This is a genomic window from Mucilaginibacter sabulilitoris (assembly GCF_034262375.1).
In the GTDB taxonomy this organism is placed as follows: domain Bacteria; phylum Bacteroidota; class Bacteroidia; order Sphingobacteriales; family Sphingobacteriaceae; genus Mucilaginibacter; species Mucilaginibacter sabulilitoris.
In genome coordinates this window covers 6,083,226-6,104,475 of record NZ_CP139558.1, presented here as the reverse complement: position 1 = coordinate 6,104,475, position 21,250 = coordinate 6,083,226, and the positions used below count along the sequence as shown (strand labels likewise).

Here is a 21,250-nt window from a genome sequence, read left to right as displayed (position 1 = left end):
AATAATAATGAGAAAATTATTACTAATTGCCTTTGTAATGCTTACTACAGCATTACATGGTTTCGGGCAGGCCCGAAGTATTACCGGCCGGGTAACTGATAAGTCGGCCGGCCCACTGGAAGCTGTTACGGTGGTTGTGGTAGAAACACAAAAAGCCGCGTTAACAGATAAAGATGGAAAATTTACCATACAAGCCATTAATGGTCAAACGTTAAAGTTTTCTTATATCGGCCTGAATACTCAAACGATTAAGGTAGCTGCCGATACGAAGAATTTACAGATCACGCTGGAAGGTAATTCCAACCTAAACGAAGTAGTGGTTACCGGTTATCAGAAAGAACGTAAGAAAGATATTACCGGGGCGGTAGCTGTAGTGAACGTAAGCGAGATAAAAGACATTCCGGTAGGAAACCCTATTAAGGCTTTACAGGGGCGTGTACCGGGTCTTTTTATAACCTCAGATGGTTCGCCAAATGGTAGTGCAACCGTAAGGGTGCGCGGTAATACTACATTGCCTTTACCAGGTCTTCCGGGTAATGATCCGCTTTATATTATTGACGGGGTACAAACCCAACGTGGTTTACAGGAAATTAACCAAAGTGATATAGAGTCGATACAGGTTTTGAAAGATGCCGCATCGGCTTCTATTTATGGTTCACGTGCAGCAGCAGGTGTAATCATCGTTACTACCAAAAAGGCAAAGGCCGGTTACAGCCGCATTAATTTCGACGCGTCCACCTCATTGCAGTTTTATACCAGCAAATTAAAAACATTAAATACCCAGGAACGCGGCGAAGCTTATTGGCGCGCTTCGGTAAATGATAAGCTGGATCCTAACCTGAACCAAACCTATCAGTACGATTGGAATAAGGATTATAATAACCCGGTACTTAACAGTGTCATACTGCCCGAGTTTCTGGATGCCGCCAAAACCATGAAGCCTGCCAATACCAACTGGTTTGACGAAATTGGACAAACATCAGTCATTCAGTCATACAATTTATCGGTAGCCAATGGTAACGAAAAAGGTAATTCACTGTTTTCTGTTAGCTATTATGATAATAAAGGTGTTATTAAAGAAACTCATGATCAAAAGATTACTGCGCGCTTTAACTCCGAGTATAACTTTTTCAATAACCGTTTAAAGATTGGCGAAACCTTTACCGGCACATATATGAAAGATGTGCTGATTCCAACCGGTGACGTTACCAGTCTATCGCAAATTGAAGAGCCGGCTGTTCCGGTGCATACGGTAGATGGAATAGGGTGGGGTGGTCCCGGCCCGGGTATGGCCGACAGGCAAAACCCCGTAAGGTTAATTGAGGATAATAAACAGAACAAAAATAATTTTGGCCGGATACTGGGCAATGCTTATGCCGAATTAAACATCATTAAAGGTCTTAATTTCCGTACCAGCATCTCTGCCGATTACAGCGGTAACTATGCCCGTACATTGCGTAAATCATACGTTTCAGGCTTCCTTTCAGATCCAACAAATCTGGTAAATCAAAACGCCAACTATGAAGGTAACTGGATATTCAGCAATACATTAACTTACAATTTAAACAAAGGCAAGCACAAGCTGGATGTTTTGGCAGGCCAGGAAGAGCTTAAATATATAAACCAAAGCTTTTACGGAACCAGGCAGGGTGTAGGTGAGGAAAATATTGATTATGCATATTTAAGCTCAGGATCAACCAATATTGATAATGGGGGTTCTGGTGGTAATTATTCCCTGCTTTCCTATTTTGGTAAGGCTAATTATTCTTACGATGATAAATATCTGGCATCAGTAACAGTGCGTCGCGACGGTTCGTCAAGGTTTGGGGCGAATAACAGGTATGGCGTTTTCCCTTCGGTTTCTGTTGGCTGGCGTTTGAGTCAGGAAAGTTTTATAAAAGATAACATTTCTGCCATATCCGATTTGAAATTGCGCTATTCTTACGGACAAACCGGTAATCAGGCCAGCCCTTACTACGCGCCTTATACGCTTTATTCGGCTATTTATGGTATTAATCACGTCTTTGGTTATGAATCGGGTTCGGCTTATGATATCAGTGGTGCCGGTACAGGGCAGCTTCCTTCGGGCTTTACACAAATACAACAAGGCAATGACAACCTGAAATGGGAAACTACCACACAGTCAAACTTCGGGTTAGATTTTGGTCTTTTCGATAATACTATCACCGGATCGGCCGATTATTTTGTGAAAAACACCAAAGACATTTTACTTACTCCCGCATATCTTGCCGTTTTAGGCGAGGCGGGTAATCGTACCATAAACGCGGCGTCGGTTAAGAATACAGGTTTTGAATTTTTACTGAATTATAGCGGACGAGTGTCAAATGATCTTGCTTTTACCTTAACGGGTAACGTAGCCGCATATCGCAACAAGATAACCAGCTTGCCGCAGGATGCTATAGCCTCCTATCCGGGTAACGGAACCGACCAAACCATATTGGGCCGCTCGGTTAATTCCATTTACGGATATGTTGCTGATGGTCTGTTTAAGTCGCAGGCTGAGGTTGATAATTCAGCGGCGCAGCCAGGTAAGGGTTTAGGCCGTATCAGGTACAAAGACTTAAACGGTGATGGGATAATTGACAGTAAAGATCAGCAGTTTATAGCCACAACAGATCCTGATTTTACCTATGGATTGAATGTCTCGGTCAGCTTCCGTCAGTTTGACCTGGTATTCTTTTTACAGGGCGTGCAGGGTGTGCAGGAGTATAACACTTATAAGGGCCTTACCGATTTTTCATCAATAGCACCAGGTGCAAACTGGGGAACAAGAACCCTAAGCGCCTGGACCCCTCAAAACCCAGGCTCCACTATCCCTGCATTAACTACGGTTGACAGGAATAACGAAGGCCGCTCGTCTACCTATTATATTGAAAACGGATCATATTTAAAATTAAGGAACATACAGTTGGGATATAACCTTAAAGACGCTCTTAAAAGCATTAATGTTAAATCTGCAAGGGTATATGTGCAGGCCAGTAACCTGTTTACAGTTAAAAGTAAATCTTATACAGCCATCGATCCCGAGAACCCCAATAACATTTATCCTATCCCGGTTATTGGTACCGTGGGTGTAAATTTTTCCTTTTAAATATTTAGAAAATAAAGACATGAAAAGTAAAATATATATAGCAGCTTTAGTTTGTGTTTGCCTGCTATCGTGCAAGAAAACACTCGATACGGTGCCACAAGGCACAGCAGCAAGCAGCGATTTAAATACGCCTGCCAATGTTGATAAAATGGTTATTGCCGCCTATTCGGCTTTGGGTAATGATGAGTACATGACCCCTTATAGCAGTATGTGGCCTTACGGCAGTATCAGAAGCGGCGACGCGTACAAAGGCGGTGATGGCCCCGGCGATGTCAGCGAATTTCATGGGTACGAAACATTTTCACTTAACCGTGTAGATTACGGACCTACCGATGCCCTTTGGTTTAGGATTTATGTAGGCATTGGCAGAGTAAATGATGCGTTAAGCCGAGTAAATGTTATATCTGAAACAGATTTTCCGAATAAAGCAGTAAGGCAGGGTGAACTTCGTTTTCTACGCGGGCACTTTTATTTCCTACTAAAAATATTGTTTAAGTATGTACCTTATATTGATGAAAATGTAGCTAAAACCGATTACCCGACAATTTCAAACCGGGCATTAACCGACGATGCTTTATGGAAAAAAATTGAAGATGATTTTCGTGCCGGCGTGGCCAGTTTGCCAAAAACACAGCCGGAAGTGGGCAGGGCCAATAAATATGCCGCTGAGGCATACCTGGCTAAAGCGCTATTGTACCATGCTTATACGCAGGATGATAATAACAATGTAACCGGAATTGACCAGGCTAAACTTACTGAGGTTAACAGCTTATGCGATGATGTTATCAATTCAGGCGCTTACGCACTGCTGCCCGATTTTGCCAACAACTTTTTATCACAGTATGAAAACGGTAAGGAATCTGTTTTTGCTATTCAATATTCTATAAATGATGGTACCCCACAGGGACGCGAGGATTTTGGTCATGAGCTTAATTATCCTATGAACCAGGAGTATGGCTGCTGCGGCTTTCACGTTCCGAGCAATAACCTTATCAATGCGTTTAAAACAGATAATACCGGTTTGCCTATGTTTGGTACTTTTAATAATAACGATATTGAGCCAAGTGGCGATTACAAAACCAATTCGTTTGATCCGCGAATAGATCATACCGTAGCCACACCTGGGCACCCTTATAAATACCGTGCGAGCTTTATCTTTCAAACCTCATGGGCCCGTGCTCCGCAGGTTTATGGACCACACCTGAGCATGAAAGAAACTGTTTTACCCGATGATGCGGCATTCAAAAAATTCCCACCATTTATGTCGAGCGGAAAAAACTGGGCAATTATCCGTTATGCCGATGTGCTATTATTTAAGGCGGAGGCCTTGATTGAATTGGGAAGGCAATTGGAAGCAGTACCGCTTATTAACCAGATCCGCCAGCGGGCATTGAACAGCGAATCGTTATTGAAACAAGCTAATGGCAGTGCAATATCCAATTACAAAATTGATATTTACAAACCAGGGGTAAATTGTAACTGGACACAGGATTTTGCAAGACAGGCAATGCGTTTTGAACGCCGGTTAGAGTTTGCTATGGAAGGTTACCGCTTTTTTGACCTGGTGCGCTGGGGTATTGCAGCAGACTATATGAATAGCTATTTTGCAGTAGAGAAAACAAGAAAATCGCATTTACAGGACGCCGTATTTAAAAAGAACAGGGACGAGTATATGCCAATTCCGCTAAATCAGATTAACTTTAGTAAAGGATTGTATAAACAAAACCAGGGTTGGTAGTATCAATCATAACCAGATTATTCATTATCTAAATTTCTATATAACATGATCAGAATTAAAATTATAGGTGTACTTTTTATCGCCTTAGCTTTAAAATCATACGCTCAGGAAACTAAAACCCCTACTCCACAATGGAGACCTGTATACCATTTTTCGCCGCCAACTAACTGGACAAATGATCCAAACGGGTTAATAGTTTTAAATGGCGAGTTTCAATTATATTATCAGCATAACCCATTTGAAAACAAATGGGGGCACATGAGCTGGGGACATGCCACCAGTACAGACCTGATAAACTGGAAAAACCTGCCGGTAGCTATTCCGGAAGTTATGAGCAAGGATACTACCACCTGGATATACTCTGGATCGGTGGTTGAGGATAAGAATAACACCAGTGGCTTTGGTACAAACGGCAAACCCCCGTTGGTTGCCATTTTTACCGCCGACCAGCCAAAGCAAAAAAAGGAATCGCAGTTTATAGCTTATAGCCTTGATAATGGTTTAACCTATAAACAATATGCAGCCAACCCCGTAATTGATTTGAATAAACGCGACTTTCGCGACCCTAATGTGTTTTGGCACGAGCCGACAAAGCAATGGATTATGACTGTTGCTATGGTTGATGAACACATGGTACGTATTTATGGTTCAAAAAACTTAAAGGAGTGGACGAAGCTGAGCGATTTTGGCCCGTCGGGTTATACCAGAAACGGATGGGAATGCCCATCATTACTTCCAATAACAGTTGATAACGATCCTCAAAAAACCAAGTGGGTGCTTTTTGTTTCATGTGGCGGTGATCATGGCCCGCTAATGCAATATTATGTTGGTGATTTTGACGGCACAACCTTTAAAAATGATAACTCGGATGATAAAGTATTAACAGTTGATTACGGCGATGCCTTTTATGCGGCCATAGCCTGGCGTGATGCACCTGCAAATAAAAAGCTCCTGATAGGCTGGCTACAAAACGGCAAGCAGGAAACTTATCCGTGGAAGGGACAAATGTCAATTCCGCATGATCTTACCCTGAAAACAACCGAAGAAGGTGTCAGGTTATTCCAGGATCCGCCCGCAATGCTTAGCAAAGGGTTATCAAAAGTGACAAAAGGGAGTGTGCTTTCCAAGAAAAATATTGATGTAGATAATAAGGCTATCACCTTATCAAAAAAAGGAGCTTTTGATAGTAACTCTATTTGGATAGAGGCCGAGTTTTTGATCAATGATTCAAAAAAAGTTGGCTTTAATGTTGTTGCAAATAATGACCAGTCAAAAAAAGTAGTTGTAGGGTATGATGCAGAAAAACAACAACTGTTTATTGATTGCAGTTCATCAGAAAGGGAAAATAAGCAGGCTGTAAACCTGGTTCAAACAGCCCCGATGAAAGCTGTTAACGGCGTTGTTAAAATGAAAGTCCTGGTAGATAAATCATCACTGGAAGTGTTTGGTAATGATGGGGAAAAAGTAATATCTACCATGATCTATCCTGATAAAGATGCAACCGGTGTTTCTGTGTTTGCCGAAGGAAAGGCAACACTCAAAGACTTAAGAATTCGCGAGTTGAAATAATCTGTAAAGTTAAGTAGCGAATAAAATTTATTGGAATTAAATCATAAATGATCTGTAACTTGTTATTAAATGAAATAGAGATTTGATTTTATAATTCGCAACGCGGCTTAACAGGAAAAGCGCTTAAAGAAATAAACTACAATGGAAGTGACAAACAACATAGATAGTGATTCTTTAAGCGCTTTTTACAGTTCGGATGCCCGCCCAACCTATTGGCTTACCCGCTTCGTTATTCTTCGATTACTCGGGCTTGTTTATGCCGTTGCATTCCTGGTAGCTATTAATCAGATCGTTCCGTTAATAGGCAGTCACGGGCTTCTCCCGGTAGATGTTTACTTAAAACAGGTAAGTCAGGCGTTGGGTTCAACGGGCGCCGGCTTTGTAAGGCTACCGTCGTTATTTTGGTTTTGGCATTCCGACATCGCGCTCTTAACCGTAGCCTGGGTTGGGTTTATAATTTCCTGTGTAGTAATAGCAGGTTTCGCGAATGGTCCAATGCTTGCCGTTTTGTGGTTTTTATATATGTCTTTTGTTCATGCCGGGCAAGAATGGTATGGTTACGGCTGGGAAATACAGCTTAACGAAACCGGGTTTCTTGCGATTTTTCTTTGTCCGCTGTTTGATCCCCGCCCATTTCCAAAGCATGCGCCACCTTTGCCAATCATTGTTTTATTTCGTTGGCTTAGCTTCCGCATTATGCTTGGTTCCGGGTTGATCAAGTTCCGGGGAGATAAAATATGGCGTAATGGAACAGCCCTTTATTATCATTTTGAAACACAGCCTATCCCTGGTCCGTTGAGCCGGTGGTTCCATTTTCTGCCACATATATTTTTGAAAATAGGGGTGTGGTTCAATTGGCTGGCTGAGCTTGTTGCACCATGGTTTATATTCTGGCCCCGAATTGCACGGCATATTGCGGGAGTGATTATCGTATTATTCCAGATTAGTATTATCCTTAGCGGAAACCTCTCGTTTTTAAACTGGTTAACCATTGTTCCTGCTTTAGCTTGCTTTGATGATAGTTTCTGGTCCAGACTGCTTCCCCGTGTGCTTGTCCGGAAGGCAGAGGCGGCTGCCGGTAATGCCCAGCCATCCAAAACCAGTGTAATTACATCTTGGTGTGTAGCCGGGGTTATTTCATTGCTTAGCATACAGCCGGCGATGAACCTGCTCTCGCCCGGACAAGTTATGAATACCTCTTTTGATCCATTGGATCTGGTAAACACGTATGGCGCGTTTGGAGGTGTGGGACAAGAACGCTTAAATGTGATATTTGAAGGAACAATGGACAACAATCCTACAAACGAAACCAACTGGAAACCCTATATATACAAAGGTTTACCGGTTGAGCTTAACAAAATGCCTCCTCAAATAGCGCCTTATCAGTTGCGGTTAGACTGGCAAATGTGGTTTGCTGCCATGTCGTCTCCCAATGAATACCCATGGACGCTGAACCTGGTATGGAAACTGCTTCATAATGATCCGGGTGCGATAAGTTTATTTGCAGGTAATCCGTTTGCCGGTAAACCGCCGAAATATGTCCGGGCTGTTTTGTACCGGTACCGGTTTGTTAATTCAAACAATAAACAAGGACTTTGGTGGAGCCGTGAACGTATCGATATTTGGCTCCCGGCCATGTCTACCACAGACCCTCGCCTGATCGAATTCCTGAAAAAATCCGGGTGGATACCTTAAATTATATGAGTTATTTCTGCGGTTCGCTGAATAGCTTATTTGCTGCTATCCAGTTAAAGCAGCGGTCCATCCAATTGTCTGATGTTGTTGCATTGTGCATTCCAAACCCATGGCCTCCGGCTTCATATATATGTAATTCGGCTTTTACATGATGTTTTTGTAGAGCAGTATAATAATTTACGCTATTCGCAACCGGGACAACCTGGTCGTCAGAGCAATGTACAATAAAAGCCGGCGGCGTATCTGTTGTAACCTGCAGTTCATTGGAGTATTCATTAACCTTTTCAACTGACGCGTTTTCTCCAATCAAGGCTTTCTTTGATCCTTTGTGCAAAATGCTGTCCTGAAAGGTGATAACGGGATAAATGAGCAATGAGAAATCAGGACGGAGGCTGATGTTAAAAGGATTATCAATCACACTTTTTTGATAATGCGTTGATAAGGTAGAGGCTACATGCCCCCCGGCCGAAAAGCCCATGATACCCACTTTAGCCGGGTCAATATGCCATTCTACGGCGCGCTCACGTACAATTTTAATGGCTTGTTGCGCATCCTGAAGCGGCCCTATTTCTTTATTGATCATGATCAGATCATTTGGTAACCTGTACTTTAATACAAAAGCCGCTATGCCCCGTTTAACAAATTCCTGCGCCACATCTTTTCCCTCATGATTAACAACCAGGTAACTATAGCCTCCGCCGGGGCATATGATCACCGCTACGCCGTTTGCTGCTGATTTTTCGGGCAGATAAGCCGTAATGGTAGGTAAAACTACATTACTTACCTTGCCACGTACCGAAGTACTGTCTGATTTTTCAACAATGTTATTTGGTTTTGAATTCGGTATTGTTTTATAAAGCGGTATTACCATCTGCGCTTTTACAGATATATAGCATGCACTTAATGCAATGGTAGCAGAAATCATTAAAATTGTTTTCATAAATTTATAGTTGGCACGCAAACATAATATATTTTGTTTTTATGTCCAACATAATAATAAATCGTATAACCTAAATTTTATATTTTTGAACATTGGTATTTGAAACAAGTAAGCAGATTACGTTTGCTTTCACTATCTGATATAGGTAGTGTAATAAAAGCCACTTCGTGTACGAATTACAATATATTCTTTTGTACAACATAAAATAAACACCATTTTTGACGCTCAAAGCGTAATGCATGTATGTCGAAACAAATTGAACTAAATAGAGATCTTGGCCGTATTTCTTCTGATACGATGGCAGATGTGGTGGAATCGCGTTTGCGTGACTATTTCAAAAAGAAATTTTTTAAACCTGGCGATTCGTTGCCTAAAGAATTGGAACTGGCTGAGGCATTGGGTGTAAGCCGCAATGTGGTGCGCGAAGCTTTAAGTCGTTTAAGGATGCTTGGTATGATAGAATCCCGGAAAAAGAGAGGGATGATATTAGCCAGCCCTGATATTCTTGGTGTTTTTGAACGGGTGCTGGATCCGTTGATTATTACGGAGGAAACCCTGCAGGATTTATTTGAACTCAGATTGGTACTTGAAATGGGGCTTGCCGATATCCTATTTATCAACCTTAATGATAAGCATTTACATGAATTGGAGTCAATTGTGAATAATGAAGCAAAAGTGAGTGAGCAGGGGTTTCGGATAAAAAATGAAATTGCTTTTCATGGTAAACTTTATGAAATTGCCGGAAACGATACCCTCAAGCGTTTCCAAAATATGTTATTGCCCATATTTGAATATGTATTAAAGCTGGAGAAAGAGCTAGTTTCTGGTAAAGTTTCTCATCATGATCTGGTTGATCTGCTTAAATCGGGCGATAAACACCAGTTTAGGCAAGGCATGTATGAGCATTTAAAGCCCCATTTTGATAAACTTGAGCAGATGAAAAAATAATTTCATTTTTTATGTACTACATAATAACTTAATAATTACATTTGTTTCCCGGCTTCCAAAACCGGGTTTATAAACCAATTATAGTTATGATGTATAGTATGCTTTCACGCTTAAGGCTTTCGGGCTTAATAATATCATTTTTCTGTACGCTGGCTGCACAAGCCCAGGACAATAATGCGGCGTCTCTTAATTACCTGTACAAACCGGGCGATAACGGGTACGCCTGTTTCCGAATACCTGCGTTGTTAAATACCTCAAACGGAACGTTGTTGGCATTTGCTGAAGCCCGCAAAAATAATTGCGGCGACTCCGGCGATATTGATCTGGTGCTTAGGCGTTCACAAGACGGCGGCAAAACATGGGGCAACATGCAGGTTGTATGGAGCGATTCTACCAATACCTGCGGTAACCCGGTACCCATTCAGGACGCTGCTACCGGTAAAATATGGCTTTTGTCTACGTGGAATCTCGGAACTGATCATGAAAAGCAAATAGTTGACGGCACAAGTAAAGACACCCGCCGCGTATTTGTGCTGTCATCAGATGATGCGGGTAAAACGTGGTCGCCTGCAAAAGAGATCACTCAACAAGTAAAAATGCCCGACTGGACATGGTATGCCACAGGTCCGTGTCATGGTTTACAAATAAGCCAGGGTAAGTTTAAGGGCCGGCTGGTGGTGCCAATTAATCATATTGAAAGGGCAACCGGTAAAAATTTCGCGCATATTATTTACTCAGATGATCATGGTGTTACATGGCAATTGGGTGCCAATACACCATTTGATATGGCAAATGAAACCACCGTTGCCGAAATAAAAAAGGGCCGCCTCATGCTGAATATGCGCAACAGCGGCAGGAGGGATAAAACCCGTAAAATAGCAATCAGTAAGGACGGCGGGCAAACCTGGAGAAATATGGGGACGGACACTGTGCTTATTGAACCAATATGCCAGGGGAGCCTGCTGAGTTACCAACCGTCGTCAAAAAAGCGTTTTTTATTTTTCAGTAACCCGGCTAATAAAATGTCGAGGTCAAACCTCACCTTACGCCTGAGCCTTAATGACGGTAAAACCTGGGCCGCAAGCCAGGTGATCTATCCGGGCCCTTCTGCTTATTCAGACATTGCTGTAATTAATGACGCGCAAATAGCCTGCTTTTATGAAGCTGGCCTTACCAGGCCGTACGAAGGGATTGCCTTTCAATCTGTAAATATCAATAACCTCTTTAAACCATAAAACTTAAAAACCTATAAACCATCCCATTTTTTTGAACTTAGATATGTAGAACATAACTACAAATTGATTAATTATGAGAAAACAAGTACTAATGTTATTGCTCATGGCCTGTTGCATGGCTATAGGCAAAGTAAATGCGCAAACCGCATTTACCGTATCGGGGGTAGTTTCCGACGGCACTAAGGCCGAAACACTGCCCGGTGTAAGTGTAAAAGTAAAAGGCACTACAATCGGTACACTGTCAGATGTGAATGGTAAATACACGTTGCGTGTACCCTCATCCAGTTCAACCCTTGTATTTTCATTTATGGGGTATGACAATGCCGAGGTGCCTGTTAACGAAAGGCCGGTGTTGAATGTAACCTTAAACCCCAGTTCCCAAGCCTTATCTGAGGTCGTAGTAGTTGGCTACTCGCAGCAAACCCGGGAAAAAAACACGGCGGCAATCTCCAAAATTGACCCAAAACAATTGGTGAATACCGCCAATGCAACCGCTATTAACGCATTGCAAGGGAAAATAGCTGGTGTATCCATTCCCATTTCCAATGGCCAGCCGGGGTCGGCCCCAAGCAATATCATCATTCGCGGCGGTTCCAAACTAAATGTGTATGGTACAGGCACCGGCAACTCGGGCGGTAATCAGGTGCTCAGTTCAGATGCTTCCAGCCCGCTGGTTATCGTAGATGGTATTTTCAGGCCGATGAAAGATATTAATCCCGATGATATCGAATCACTGCAGGTGATGAAAGATGCGGCTTCAACCTCTATATATGGTGCAAGGGGCGCCAATGGCGTAATCGTCATTAAAACCAAAGGTGGCAAGTTCGGATCAGGTAAGGCTAATATCACCTTCAATTACCGCACCAACTGGGAAGTACCAACCGGGGCACAAAACTATATGAGTGCACGTGATTACCTCGGTTTAGCACGTACCACCGTTAAAAATACTTTCGATGCCATTGATAAAAATACATTACTGAATAACGGCGGCTTTTCAGCCGGTACCAAGGTGTATACAGCCAAAGGACAGTATGGCGTTGGTACCAATCTCACCGCTTTGTATGATAACATTGTGGCAGTTGAAGGTCAGGATTATGTTAATAACTTGCTGGCCAAAGGGTGGGAAGTAATGGATGACCCCATTAATCCCGGAACCACGCTGCTTTTTGCCGATAACCATTACCAGGATAAATTATGGAACACCGGCATGACCAATAACTACAATTTGGGTATTGATGGCGGTAGCCAAGTGGCCAATTATAATGTGTCGTTCAATTATATTAATCAGGCCGGAACTTTTGTAGGTACCAACTATAAGCGTTATAGCGCTTTGGGTAACTTCAGTTTTAAAGCTACCAATAATGTGCAGATCAACGCGATGGTTAACTATCAGAACGTGCTGCCAAATTATGTTGATGCTTATACCAATGACTTGGTGAGGGCTACACGCATTACCCCGCTGATCAGGATATTTAAAGATGATGGCACCCCAACTACCGGCGAAAATTTAACTACGCGTAACCGGTTCCACACCCTGGCTTATGACAATACCAACGCATCAACCGAGCGACTGGCAACCAGGGTTGATGCCGACTGGAACATTGTTAAAGGTTTGCATTTCAGGCCTGCTTTGTCTTACTTAATTAACGATGGCACAACTATTTTTTCACGGAAAGCATTTCCTGATCCCATACAATTTCCTACCTCCCGTTTAAAAACAGAAAATGTAAATAATACCCGCCAGCTGATGATAGATCAGATATTGCAGTACGATTATACCCTGCGCGAAAATCATCATTTTATGATATTAGGCGGCTTTAACTATACCCGTAATACAGGTAACGTGGTTGATATTGGTTCGCAAAGAGGGGCAAATGATTATATCAGTACCATTACCGAGCCTACGGTAACCACTATAAATGGTGTAACGGTCACCAACGTAACCAACTTTGGTACCAGCCTAAGCGAATCAAGATCGGCCAGTTTTTTTAGCCAGTTCAGCTATGATTATCAATCTAAATACCTGTTTAGTGCGGTGGTCAGGAGGGATGGTTTCTCCAACTTCGCGCCGGAAAATAAATACGGTACTTTCCCCTCAGCTTCTGTAGGCTGGAATATACATCGAGAAGGTTTTTGGAAGGAAAATGTGGTAAGCACGTTGAAATTGCGCGGCAGCTGGGGCCAGGCCGGTTCCAGCGATCTGAGCCTGACCGATACCTATGGTAATTATACCTCTACCGTGTACAATCAGCTTTCGGGGATCCAGCGGGCTAACTTATCAAACCCTAACCTCAAATGGGAAACTACCCAAACTACAGATGTAGCTGTTGATGCGGGCTTTTTTAAAGACAGGATTAACCTGACCGTCGATTTTTATAATAAGTTAACCAAGGACAGGCTCGATTCTAAGCCATTACCGGCAGAAGCACCTTTCTCATCCATTATATTTAACAACGGAACTATTCAGAATAAAGGTGTCGAAATAGAATTGCAGGCTACCGTACTGCGTACCAAAGATTTTAACTGGCGTACTAATTTCTCGTTTGCTTACAATGCACAAAAAGTAATATCGCTGCCAAATAACGGGCGCGTTAAAAACCGTCAGGGCGGCGGTGTGGTAATTGATCCGCATACCGGAAAAGAAATAGAAGTAGGCGGTTATGCCGAAGGCGAACGTCCATTTGGCTATTACGCATGGAAGGTTGTGAAAGTATTTTCAACCGAGGAGGAGGCTGCCGCCTGGCAATCTACACATGTTGATCAGATTGCGACAGCGGCAGGTATCAAAACCGGTAAACATGCCGGCGATTACCAGTTTGACGACCTTAATAACGATGGTATTATTGATAACCGTGACCTGGTTTTTATGGGTTACAAAACGCCAAACAAAACCGGCGGCATGCAGAATACATTTACCTACAAAGGTTTTACCATGCGGGTAAATGTTGATTTTTCAATGGGTAACATGATAGATAATGGTTCGCTGGGGCGTGAGCTTGGACAAGGGCGTGCATATAATGAAGGAGCGCCTATAGAGGCTTTGGGTCCTGATATCTGGCAGAAACCGGGTGATGTTGGTAAGAAGTATGCACGTTTCTCTTTCGGAGATGCAGATTTCGGACAAAAGAACTTTATCCGTCAGGCAGCCAGTGATGTAGGTACTGGCAGCGCCTATTCTGTCGATGTTTCCACACTGATCAGTAAAGGAGATTTTCTTGCCTTCCGCGAAGTTTACTTAAGTTATGACCTGCCTAAAACTTTATTGTCTAAAATTAAAGCAACCGGGCTAACTGTTTTTGTCAGCGCTACCAATCTGGGTTACTTAACAGCTTATAGAGGTCAAAATCCCGAGGTAGTTACCGGTTTTGATCCGGGAGGTTATCCACGGGCAAGGCAATTCACTTTAGGAGCATCATTAAGATTTTAATTCAATTATCATGAAAATGAAAAAGATATGTATCATACCGGCATTGCTCATTTTAATGGGGGCCGTTTCTACCTCGTGCAATAAGTTATTAGAGGTAAAACCAAAATCGCAAATTACAGACCAGGTATACTTTAAAAGCGAAACCGACTTTGAACCTTATGTAGTTGGCACCTATACTTCTATCCGTGCCTTCGCCAACTCCATTTTATACGGTGATGAGCGCAGCGAGGAATTGATTAACGGCACCAATAGCCGTTTAACAACGGCCTGGTCGCAAATATTAAGCCCTACTGTTGGGGCCCTTAATTATAACGGTCAGTATAAAGCCATAGGTAACGTTAATTTACTATTGGCTAAAATTGAGCCGTTCAATTTCTCAAATCAGGCGGTTAAAAACAAGTTAAAGGCCGAAGCGCTTTGTCAGCGCGCCTATACCTATTTTTTCCTGGTGCGGGTTATTGGCGACACACCATTAATGCTGCAGGCCATTACTACCGATGATGTGCCACTATTGCCCCGGGCCAAAGCAGCTGATGTAATGAAGCAAATTTTTGCCGATCTGGATATGGCTATCAGCTTATTTCCGGACAAAAATTATGCAAATAAATATCGCTTTTCTTATGGCGCGGCACAGGCACTGAAAGCAGAGGCAAAGCTTTGGAGTGCCAAAGTACTGGCCGGTGGCGAACAGGATTTCAAAGATGCTCTGACCGCTGCGGCAGCAGTTGAAAGCACCGGCGTTAGTTTGTTGCCTAATTTTAAAGATGTAACTACTACCCGGGCCAATGCCGAAATAATTATGGCTGCTTATTATAACCGCGATGAAACCGGTGCTAACTATGGTGTAAATGCGCTGCCATTTTTAACGGCCATTTCCAACGCGACCAACCTGGATAGTATCGCTTACTGCTTAACTTCGGTTAACGGGCAGGGGGGGTATCAGATCAGTAAAGAAAGCCGGGCGCTTTTCAGTGGTTCGCCTAATGATAAAAGGATCCCGGCAACATTTATTATTGAACGCCAGGGCAGTGTTCAAAAAAGTGCCTGGATTACAAAACTTCCCGGTAATAAATATGCTGACGACAGGGTATCTGACAATGACCTGATCATGTGGCGCCTCGCGGATATTTATCTGATAGAAGCGGAAGCCTATGCCGGTTTAAATAACGCAGATCAGGCCATCAGTTACCTGAATAAGGTAAGAACAAGGGCGGGTATTGAAAATTATGCCGGAGCAGCCGATAAGCCAACTATTGAGCGTGCCATATTTGATGAAAGAGGACGTGAGCTGTTTTTTGAAAATAAGCGCTGGTATGATATAGTGCGTTTTCATTTTGGTGGCACCGTTGATGCCTATAATTACGTGCCTAATTTGAAAGGAAAAACTACGCCTTTATTCTGGCCCCTATCAACAACGGTTTTGGCGGCAAACTCCAAACTGGTACAAACACAAGGTTACTAACTATTTATCTAAGCTGTCATGAAAAGGGAAGAATGGTTCAATTATCAAAAGCTAAATGCCGAACAATTAAATACATTCCGGGAAAATGGTTTTTTAATCATAAAAAAAATAATTAATCCGGCCGGGATTACACAAATACAGAACGAGTGCATGACGGCCTGGAAAAAGGAAAAAGAATCGTTTGATCCGGATAAAAGCTGGCTGCAAAATTCTTTACTGGTAAATATTCACCACCAGTCACCGGCCGTGCGCGATTATTATTTTGAAGGACCGCTTGTTGATATAGCCTCGCAGCTTATCGGCCCTAATATAAAGGGGGCCACTTCACAGCTAACTTTTAAAATGAAGGGCAACACCAAGCCTTTTGGCTGGCACCAGGATAATGGCTATGGCGAGTTGGAACCGTATAATGCATTAACCACGCTTACCGCGCTGGATGATACCGACCGGGGTAATGGTTGCCTGTGGCTCATACCCGGCAGCCATAAACAAGGCCAGATCAGGGTGGCACAAAATGAAGAGCAAAAGAAAAGTCAGTCTGAAATTATTGTTGAAGCCGATGAGAGCCTGGCCGTGCCGATGGAAATGAAAGCCGGTGATGCGTTGATATTCAACTGCTGGATGCTGCACAAATCGGATGGTAATTACTCGGATAGCCGCGACCGCCGTATATTGTTTTTACGATATGCTGATGCAGATGCTATTGAAGTATATAATGGCCGTAAACCGCGTTTGGGCCGTCTGGTAAAAGGTACCACCAGATTTGAGGAAGTGAAACAGTTTGAATCCGAATTATAGAGCATACCTGAAATGAATCAAAAACTCACTGCGGAAACCTTAAAAGGAAATTGGGCAACTTTGTTACTGCCTATTAATTCTGACGATTCCATTGATTACCACTTACTGGCCGCCGAGATAGATTACCTGATAGCCGCCGGTGTGGATGGGATATATTCTAACGGTACCGCGGGCGAGTTCCACAATCAAACAGAAGAGGAGTTTGACAAGATCAACGCCATATTGGCTGAGCGTTGTACGGCAGCAGGTATGCGTTTTCAGATCGGTGCAAGTCATCCATCGCCGATGATATCGCTTGAGCGGGTTAAACGAAGCATCGACCTTAAACCTGATGCTGTACAAGTTATTCTTCCGGACTGGGTTACGGCTAACCAGCAGGAACAAATATCATTTTTGGAGGTAATGGCCGGCTTTGATGTCCCACTGGTATTATATAATCCGCCACACGCTAAAACGGTGCTTAAGCCTGATGAATTTGCAACGCTTAAACAGGCAGTTCCGCAGCTTATAGGGCTAAAAGTACTCAGTGGAAATGAGCATTGGTTTGCGGATATGAAGCAGTATGCCGGCAATCTTTCTGTGTTTGTACCCGGACATTTGCTGGCAAGCGGTGTAAAAAATGGTGTCGCTTCCGGAGCGTATTCTAATGTAGCTTGCATTAATCCGGGTGCGGCCCAACGGTGGTGGGCACAAATGCAGACGGATATAGCCAGCGCACTCGATGTTGAACAGCGCATTTTACAGTTTTTTGGAGAGTGTATAGCGCCTTATCAGCAAAAGCAGTATTCAAACCCGGCGCTGGATAAATTTCTGGCAGCCGTTGGCGGATGGATGCCATTAGGTACGCGTTTACGTTGGCCATATCAGTATATATCGGCGGAAGACATAACGCTGGTTCGTAAGCGGGCTATAAATTTAATACCCGAATTTTTTAATAACTTATAACTTAATAACATATAAATGAAAATAAAAGGCATAGTTGCGGCAACATTTGCAGCTTATAATAACGACGGTGAGATAAATACAGATGTGATACCATTACTGGTAGATAAGCTTGTTGCAGATGGGGTTTCGGGCGTTTTTATCTGCGGTACAAATGGCGAAGGGCCGAATATGACCGTGGAAGAACGGATGGCAGTTGCCGAGGCCTATGTAAAAGCTGCCCGTAAACGTATATTGGTGTTGGTGCATGTTGGTCATACCTCTATTAAAGAAAGTAAGAAGCTTGCTGTTCATGCTGCGGCTATAGGAGCCGATGCCTTTTCGGCTGTAGCGGCATTTTATTTTAAACCGGTATCGGTTCAAAACCTTGTTGACTGTATGGCCCAAATCGCATCGGCTGCCCCAGAGCTTCCATTTTACTATTATCACATACCTGCAGTTACCGGTGTGGGTATGGATATGATGGAGTTTTTAACACTCGGCGAAACCGCTATCCCGAATCTTGCAGGCATAAAATATACCGCTTCAACACTGCATGAATATCAGTCATGTTTAAATTACAAAGGTGGTAGTTTCGACACGCTTTTTGGCTATGATGAAATGCTGCTTGGAGCGTTGGCTGTTGGGGCAGAGGGGGCTATCGGCAGCACCTATACGTTCGCTGCGCCGGTTTACTTAAATGTTATGGAGCTGTATGCTGCAGGCAAAAATCAGGAAGCCCGTCAACTACAGCTAACCATGATTAACGTAATCCGCTGTATCATCAAGCATCCTTCCATCGCCGCGCAACGTGCGATCATGAAAATGCTGGGTACGGATTTAGGAGATGCAAGACTGCCGCTGAGCTCATTAACCCAGCAAGCTTATGATAAGCTAAAAGCTGACCTGGAAGCACTTGATTTTTTCAATTTGCTAAAAAGTTATTCGGCTAAAACAGGTACAACAGGTACATTGTAGCTTTAAAACGCTGTACTATGCGAGTTAATAATATTTATTTATGGATAATTTTTATGCTTTTAGCAACAAATAGCAGTGCTCAGCACATAACAGGTTTTCCTCATTTCAGCTGGTCGCAACTTCCTGCAATACCGGATCAGCATGGTTTTGCCGGATCTTTTGCCGGAGTATCAAATGGCTGTTTAATTGTAGCCGGTGGCGCTAATTTTCCGGATGGAGGCGCGCCGTGGACAGGCTCAAAAAAAGCATGGAGCGATAAGATCTTTGTACTTGAAAAACCCGATGGCGTATGGAAAGTTGCCGGGAAGCTCCCCCATCCACTTGGTTACGGGATATCAGTAGTTTATCATGATCAGCTCATTTGCATTGGTGGCAGCAATGAGGAGGGACATCGCAAAGAGGTATTTGGTATTACCTATCTGTATGGTAAAATAGCATTTACTAAGTTACCGGAACTGCCTGCCACGTTGGCCAATGCTGCCGGCGCTTTAGCCGGAAATACAATTTATATAGCCGGTGGCTTAATTAACCCCGATGACAAACGCGCTGCGTCTAATTTCTGGTCAATTGATCTGGCCCAGCCTGTAGCGAAACAAAAGTGGAAAATATTGAATAGCTGGCCCGGCGAACCCAGGATGTTAAGTGTTGCCGGAGCAGCAAATAATAAATTTTACCTGTTTAGTGGCGCTTCGTTGACAGATAATGGAGAGGGCGCTACAAAACGAAAGTATCTAAATGATGCTTATATGTATGCTCCGGATGCGGGTTGGACAAAATTACCAGATATGCCTTATGCCACAGTTGCTGCCCCAGGTCCTGCATATCCTGTAAAGCATGGTCAGCAACAGCAGTTGCTGATATTTGGAGGGGATGATGGTAAACTGGCTGAAGAAGCATCTGCGCTAAAAGACAAACATCCCGGCTTTAGATCCGGGATACTTGCCTATGATGTTGTAAAAAATAAATGGGCGGACGCCGGTAACATATTTACCGACAAAAAGGCGGATGCAGATATGAGACCTAATAACAGTATTTGGGCGCCGGTAACTACCACACTGGTAGTATGGAATGGAAATTTGATATTTCCGGGAGGGGAGGTGAGGCCTGCGGTTCGCACACCGAAGGTATTGAAAGCTGTTTTAGATTTCAATAAGGAATAACACACATGATTACTAAACATCAATGGTAAACTCAAATAAATCAAACGCTTCTTACTCATGGCTTGTGGTAGCTATGTTGTGGATAGTTGCCTTCCTTAATTATTTCGACCGTATACTTATTACCTCCATGCGTGATCCTATTGTGTCAGATTTTCATTTAAATGACGCACAATTTGGTCTGCTTACTTCCGCATTTCTTTGGTCATACGGCATATTAAGCCCGTTGGGTGGTTATTTTGCTGATAGGTACGGCCGCAAATCGGTAATTGTTTTCAGCGTAATGGTTTGGTCGGCTGTAACCATATGGACGGGTTTTGTAAGCTCATTTAACGAAATGGTGGCAGCCCGTGTTATTATGGGGATCAGCGAAGCTTGTTATATTCCTGCAGCACTCGCTTTAATAACAGATTATCATAAAGGGCGTACGCGGTCATTAGCTACGGGGGTACACATGAGCGGTTTATATGCCGGCTTGGCCCTTGGCGGTCTGGGGGGATATATTGCAGAATTGTGGGGCTGGCGTTACGGCTTTCAGGTGTTTGGCTTGTTTGGCATACTTTATTCGGTAATACTTTTGTTTTTCTTGCGCGATACCCCAAAAGTACGCGTAGGGAAGTTAGCAGTTGTAAAACAAGAGGGGAAACCCATCAACCTGATAGGCTCATTTAAATTGCTTTTCTCCGAATCGTCCTTTCGCATATTGCTATTGTATTTCTGTACATTAGGCATGGTAAACTGGCTGATCTACGGCTGGCTCCCAACCTTTCTGAAAGAGCATTTCCATCTTAACCTGGGAGAAGCCGGATTTTCTGCGACGGGTTACGTGCAGGTGGGATCGTTCATTGGGGTATTATGCGGAGGGTTGCTCGCCGACCGCTGGTCGCGCAGTAATCCAAAGGGGCGTTTATATATAGTAATCATTGGCTTTACGCTTGGTGCACCCTTTCTGTTTATCATGTCGTCCACATCCGTCTTTTTTTGGGGTATTATAGCTATGCTTGTTTACGGTGTATCGCGAGGCTTTAACGATGCCAACCTGATGCCTATTTTATGCCAGATTGTTGATAGCCGTTACATAGCCACAGGATATGGCTTTCTGAATTTTTTAAGTACCATAATAGGCGGCATTATGGTTTACATAGGCGGGATGCTCAAGGATGCCCATGTTGACCTGTCTATCATATACCAGGTTTCGGCAGTGCTGATGCTTATGGCTACATGGTCGCTTTTTGCTGTTAAAATTAAAAGAACGGCGTCCTGAATCTGA

Annotated in this window: 14 protein-coding genes; 13 read left to right on the top strand and 1 reads right to left on the bottom strand. The window is 43.2% G+C overall.

All coding sequences use genetic code 11. The features are described 5' to 3' along the window. Nucleotides 1-7: 7 nt before the first annotated feature. The 4 genes from SNE25_RS25930 (at nt 8) to SNE25_RS25915 (ending at nt 8,114) form a co-directional block, all read left to right on the top strand. The gene (locus SNE25_RS25930) at nt 8-3,112 is read left to right on the top strand and encodes a SusC/RagA family TonB-linked outer membrane protein (RefSeq protein ID WP_321561928.1); all 3,105 of its coding nucleotides are present in this window, start codon (nt 8-10) and stop codon (nt 3,110-3,112) included. Nucleotides 3,113-3,131: 19 nt separating this feature from the next. Then, nucleotides 3,132-4,850 carry a RagB/SusD family nutrient uptake outer membrane protein gene (locus SNE25_RS25925; protein WP_321561927.1) on the top strand — a complete coding sequence of 573 codons (1,719 nt, stop codon included), beginning with the start codon at nt 3,132-3,134 and terminating at the stop codon, nt 4,848-4,850. A 45-nt stretch (nt 4,851-4,895) separates the two neighbouring features. Then, nucleotides 4,896-6,419, top strand: coding sequence for a glycoside hydrolase family 32 protein (locus tag SNE25_RS25920; protein WP_321561926.1), 1,524 nt, complete (start codon nt 4,896-4,898; stop codon nt 6,417-6,419). A 141-nt stretch (nt 6,420-6,560) separates the two neighbouring features. Continuing rightward, on the top strand, nt 6,561-8,114 hold the full coding sequence (locus tag SNE25_RS25915; RefSeq protein WP_321561925.1) for a lipase maturation factor family protein: 1,554 nt from the start codon (nt 6,561-6,563) through the stop codon (nt 8,112-8,114). Between the two features lie 10 nt (nt 8,115-8,124). Here SNE25_RS25915 and SNE25_RS25910 read toward each other — a convergent pair whose 3' ends face one another. Then, nucleotides 8,125-9,054 carry an alpha/beta hydrolase gene (locus tag SNE25_RS25910; RefSeq protein ID WP_321561924.1) on the bottom strand — a complete coding sequence of 310 codons (930 nt, stop codon included), beginning with the start codon at nt 9,052-9,054 and terminating at the stop codon, nt 8,125-8,127. A gap of 243 nt (nt 9,055-9,297) precedes the next feature. Here SNE25_RS25910 and SNE25_RS25905 point away from each other — a divergent pair, with 243 nt between their 5' ends. From SNE25_RS25905 to SNE25_RS25865, 9 genes are all read left to right on the top strand, one after another. Further along, nucleotides 9,298-10,002, top strand: coding sequence for a FadR/GntR family transcriptional regulator (locus SNE25_RS25905; protein ID WP_321561923.1), 705 nt, complete (start codon nt 9,298-9,300; stop codon nt 10,000-10,002). A gap of 86 nt (nt 10,003-10,088) precedes the next feature. After that, a complete protein-coding gene (locus tag SNE25_RS25900; RefSeq protein WP_321561922.1) occupies nt 10,089-11,237 on the top strand; it encodes a sialidase family protein in 1,149 nt (382 codons plus the stop codon). A 73-nt stretch (nt 11,238-11,310) separates the two neighbouring features. Then, complete coding sequence (locus tag SNE25_RS25895) at nt 11,311-14,664, top strand: SusC/RagA family TonB-linked outer membrane protein (RefSeq protein WP_321561921.1); 3,354 nt, start codon at nt 11,311-11,313, stop codon at nt 14,662-14,664. Between the two features lie 16 nt (nt 14,665-14,680). Then, nucleotides 14,681-16,126 (top strand): RagB/SusD family nutrient uptake outer membrane protein, encoded by a 1,446-nt coding sequence (locus SNE25_RS25890; RefSeq protein ID WP_321561920.1) that lies wholly within the window; start codon nt 14,681-14,683, stop codon nt 16,124-16,126. An 18-nt stretch (nt 16,127-16,144) separates the two neighbouring features. Beyond that, nucleotides 16,145-16,924 (top strand): phytanoyl-CoA dioxygenase family protein, encoded by a 780-nt coding sequence (locus SNE25_RS25885; RefSeq protein WP_321561919.1) that lies wholly within the window; start codon nt 16,145-16,147, stop codon nt 16,922-16,924. 12 nt (nt 16,925-16,936) lie between these two features. Next, nucleotides 16,937-17,869 (top strand): dihydrodipicolinate synthase family protein, encoded by a 933-nt coding sequence (locus SNE25_RS25880; protein WP_321561918.1) that lies wholly within the window; start codon nt 16,937-16,939, stop codon nt 17,867-17,869. A 15-nt stretch (nt 17,870-17,884) separates the two neighbouring features. After that, nucleotides 17,885-18,823: a dihydrodipicolinate synthase family protein gene (locus tag SNE25_RS25875; protein WP_321561917.1), complete on the top strand. Its 939-nt coding sequence runs from the start codon at nt 17,885-17,887 to the stop codon at nt 18,821-18,823. Between the two features lie 53 nt (nt 18,824-18,876). Next, nucleotides 18,877-19,983 carry a galactose oxidase gene (locus tag SNE25_RS25870; protein WP_321561916.1) on the top strand — a complete coding sequence of 369 codons (1,107 nt, stop codon included), beginning with the start codon at nt 18,877-18,879 and terminating at the stop codon, nt 19,981-19,983. A gap of 22 nt (nt 19,984-20,005) precedes the next feature. Next, on the top strand, nt 20,006-21,244 hold the full coding sequence (locus SNE25_RS25865; protein WP_321561915.1) for an MFS transporter: 1,239 nt from the start codon (nt 20,006-20,008) through the stop codon (nt 21,242-21,244). Nucleotides 21,245-21,250 lie beyond the last annotated feature (6 nt).

Excerpts from the sequence above, each read along its gene's own strand:
- SNE25_RS25875 (WP_321561917.1), top strand. The coding sequence starts at position 17,885 with ATGAAAATAAAAGGCATAGTTGCGGCAACATTTGCAGCTTATAATAAC.
- SNE25_RS25885 (WP_321561919.1), top strand. The coding sequence starts at position 16,145 with ATGAAAAGGGAAGAATGGTTCAATTATCAAAAGCTAAATGCCGAACAA.
- SNE25_RS25910 (WP_321561924.1), bottom strand. The coding sequence starts at position 9,054 with ATGAAAACAATTTTAATGATTTCTGCTACCATTGCATTAAGTGCATGC.
- SNE25_RS25865 (WP_321561915.1), top strand. The coding sequence starts at position 20,006 with ATGGTAAACTCAAATAAATCAAACGCTTCTTACTCATGGCTTGTGGTA.
- SNE25_RS25920 (WP_321561926.1), top strand. The coding sequence starts at position 4,896 with ATGATCAGAATTAAAATTATAGGTGTACTTTTTATCGCCTTAGCTTTA.
- SNE25_RS25915 (WP_321561925.1), top strand. The coding sequence starts at position 6,561 with ATGGAAGTGACAAACAACATAGATAGTGATTCTTTAAGCGCTTTTTAC.
- SNE25_RS25895 (WP_321561921.1), top strand. The coding sequence starts at position 11,311 with ATGAGAAAACAAGTACTAATGTTATTGCTCATGGCCTGTTGCATGGCT.
- SNE25_RS25890 (WP_321561920.1), top strand. The coding sequence starts at position 14,681 with ATGAAAAAGATATGTATCATACCGGCATTGCTCATTTTAATGGGGGCC.
- SNE25_RS25930 (WP_321561928.1), top strand. The coding sequence starts at position 8 with ATGAGAAAATTATTACTAATTGCCTTTGTAATGCTTACTACAGCATTA.
- SNE25_RS25870 (WP_321561916.1), top strand. The coding sequence starts at position 18,877 with ATGCTTTTAGCAACAAATAGCAGTGCTCAGCACATAACAGGTTTTCCT.
- SNE25_RS25900 (WP_321561922.1), top strand. The coding sequence starts at position 10,089 with ATGATGTATAGTATGCTTTCACGCTTAAGGCTTTCGGGCTTAATAATA.
- SNE25_RS25880 (WP_321561918.1), top strand. The coding sequence starts at position 16,937 with ATGAATCAAAAACTCACTGCGGAAACCTTAAAAGGAAATTGGGCAACT.
- SNE25_RS25925 (WP_321561927.1), top strand. The coding sequence starts at position 3,132 with ATGAAAAGTAAAATATATATAGCAGCTTTAGTTTGTGTTTGCCTGCTA.
- SNE25_RS25905 (WP_321561923.1), top strand. The coding sequence starts at position 9,298 with ATGTCGAAACAAATTGAACTAAATAGAGATCTTGGCCGTATTTCTTCT.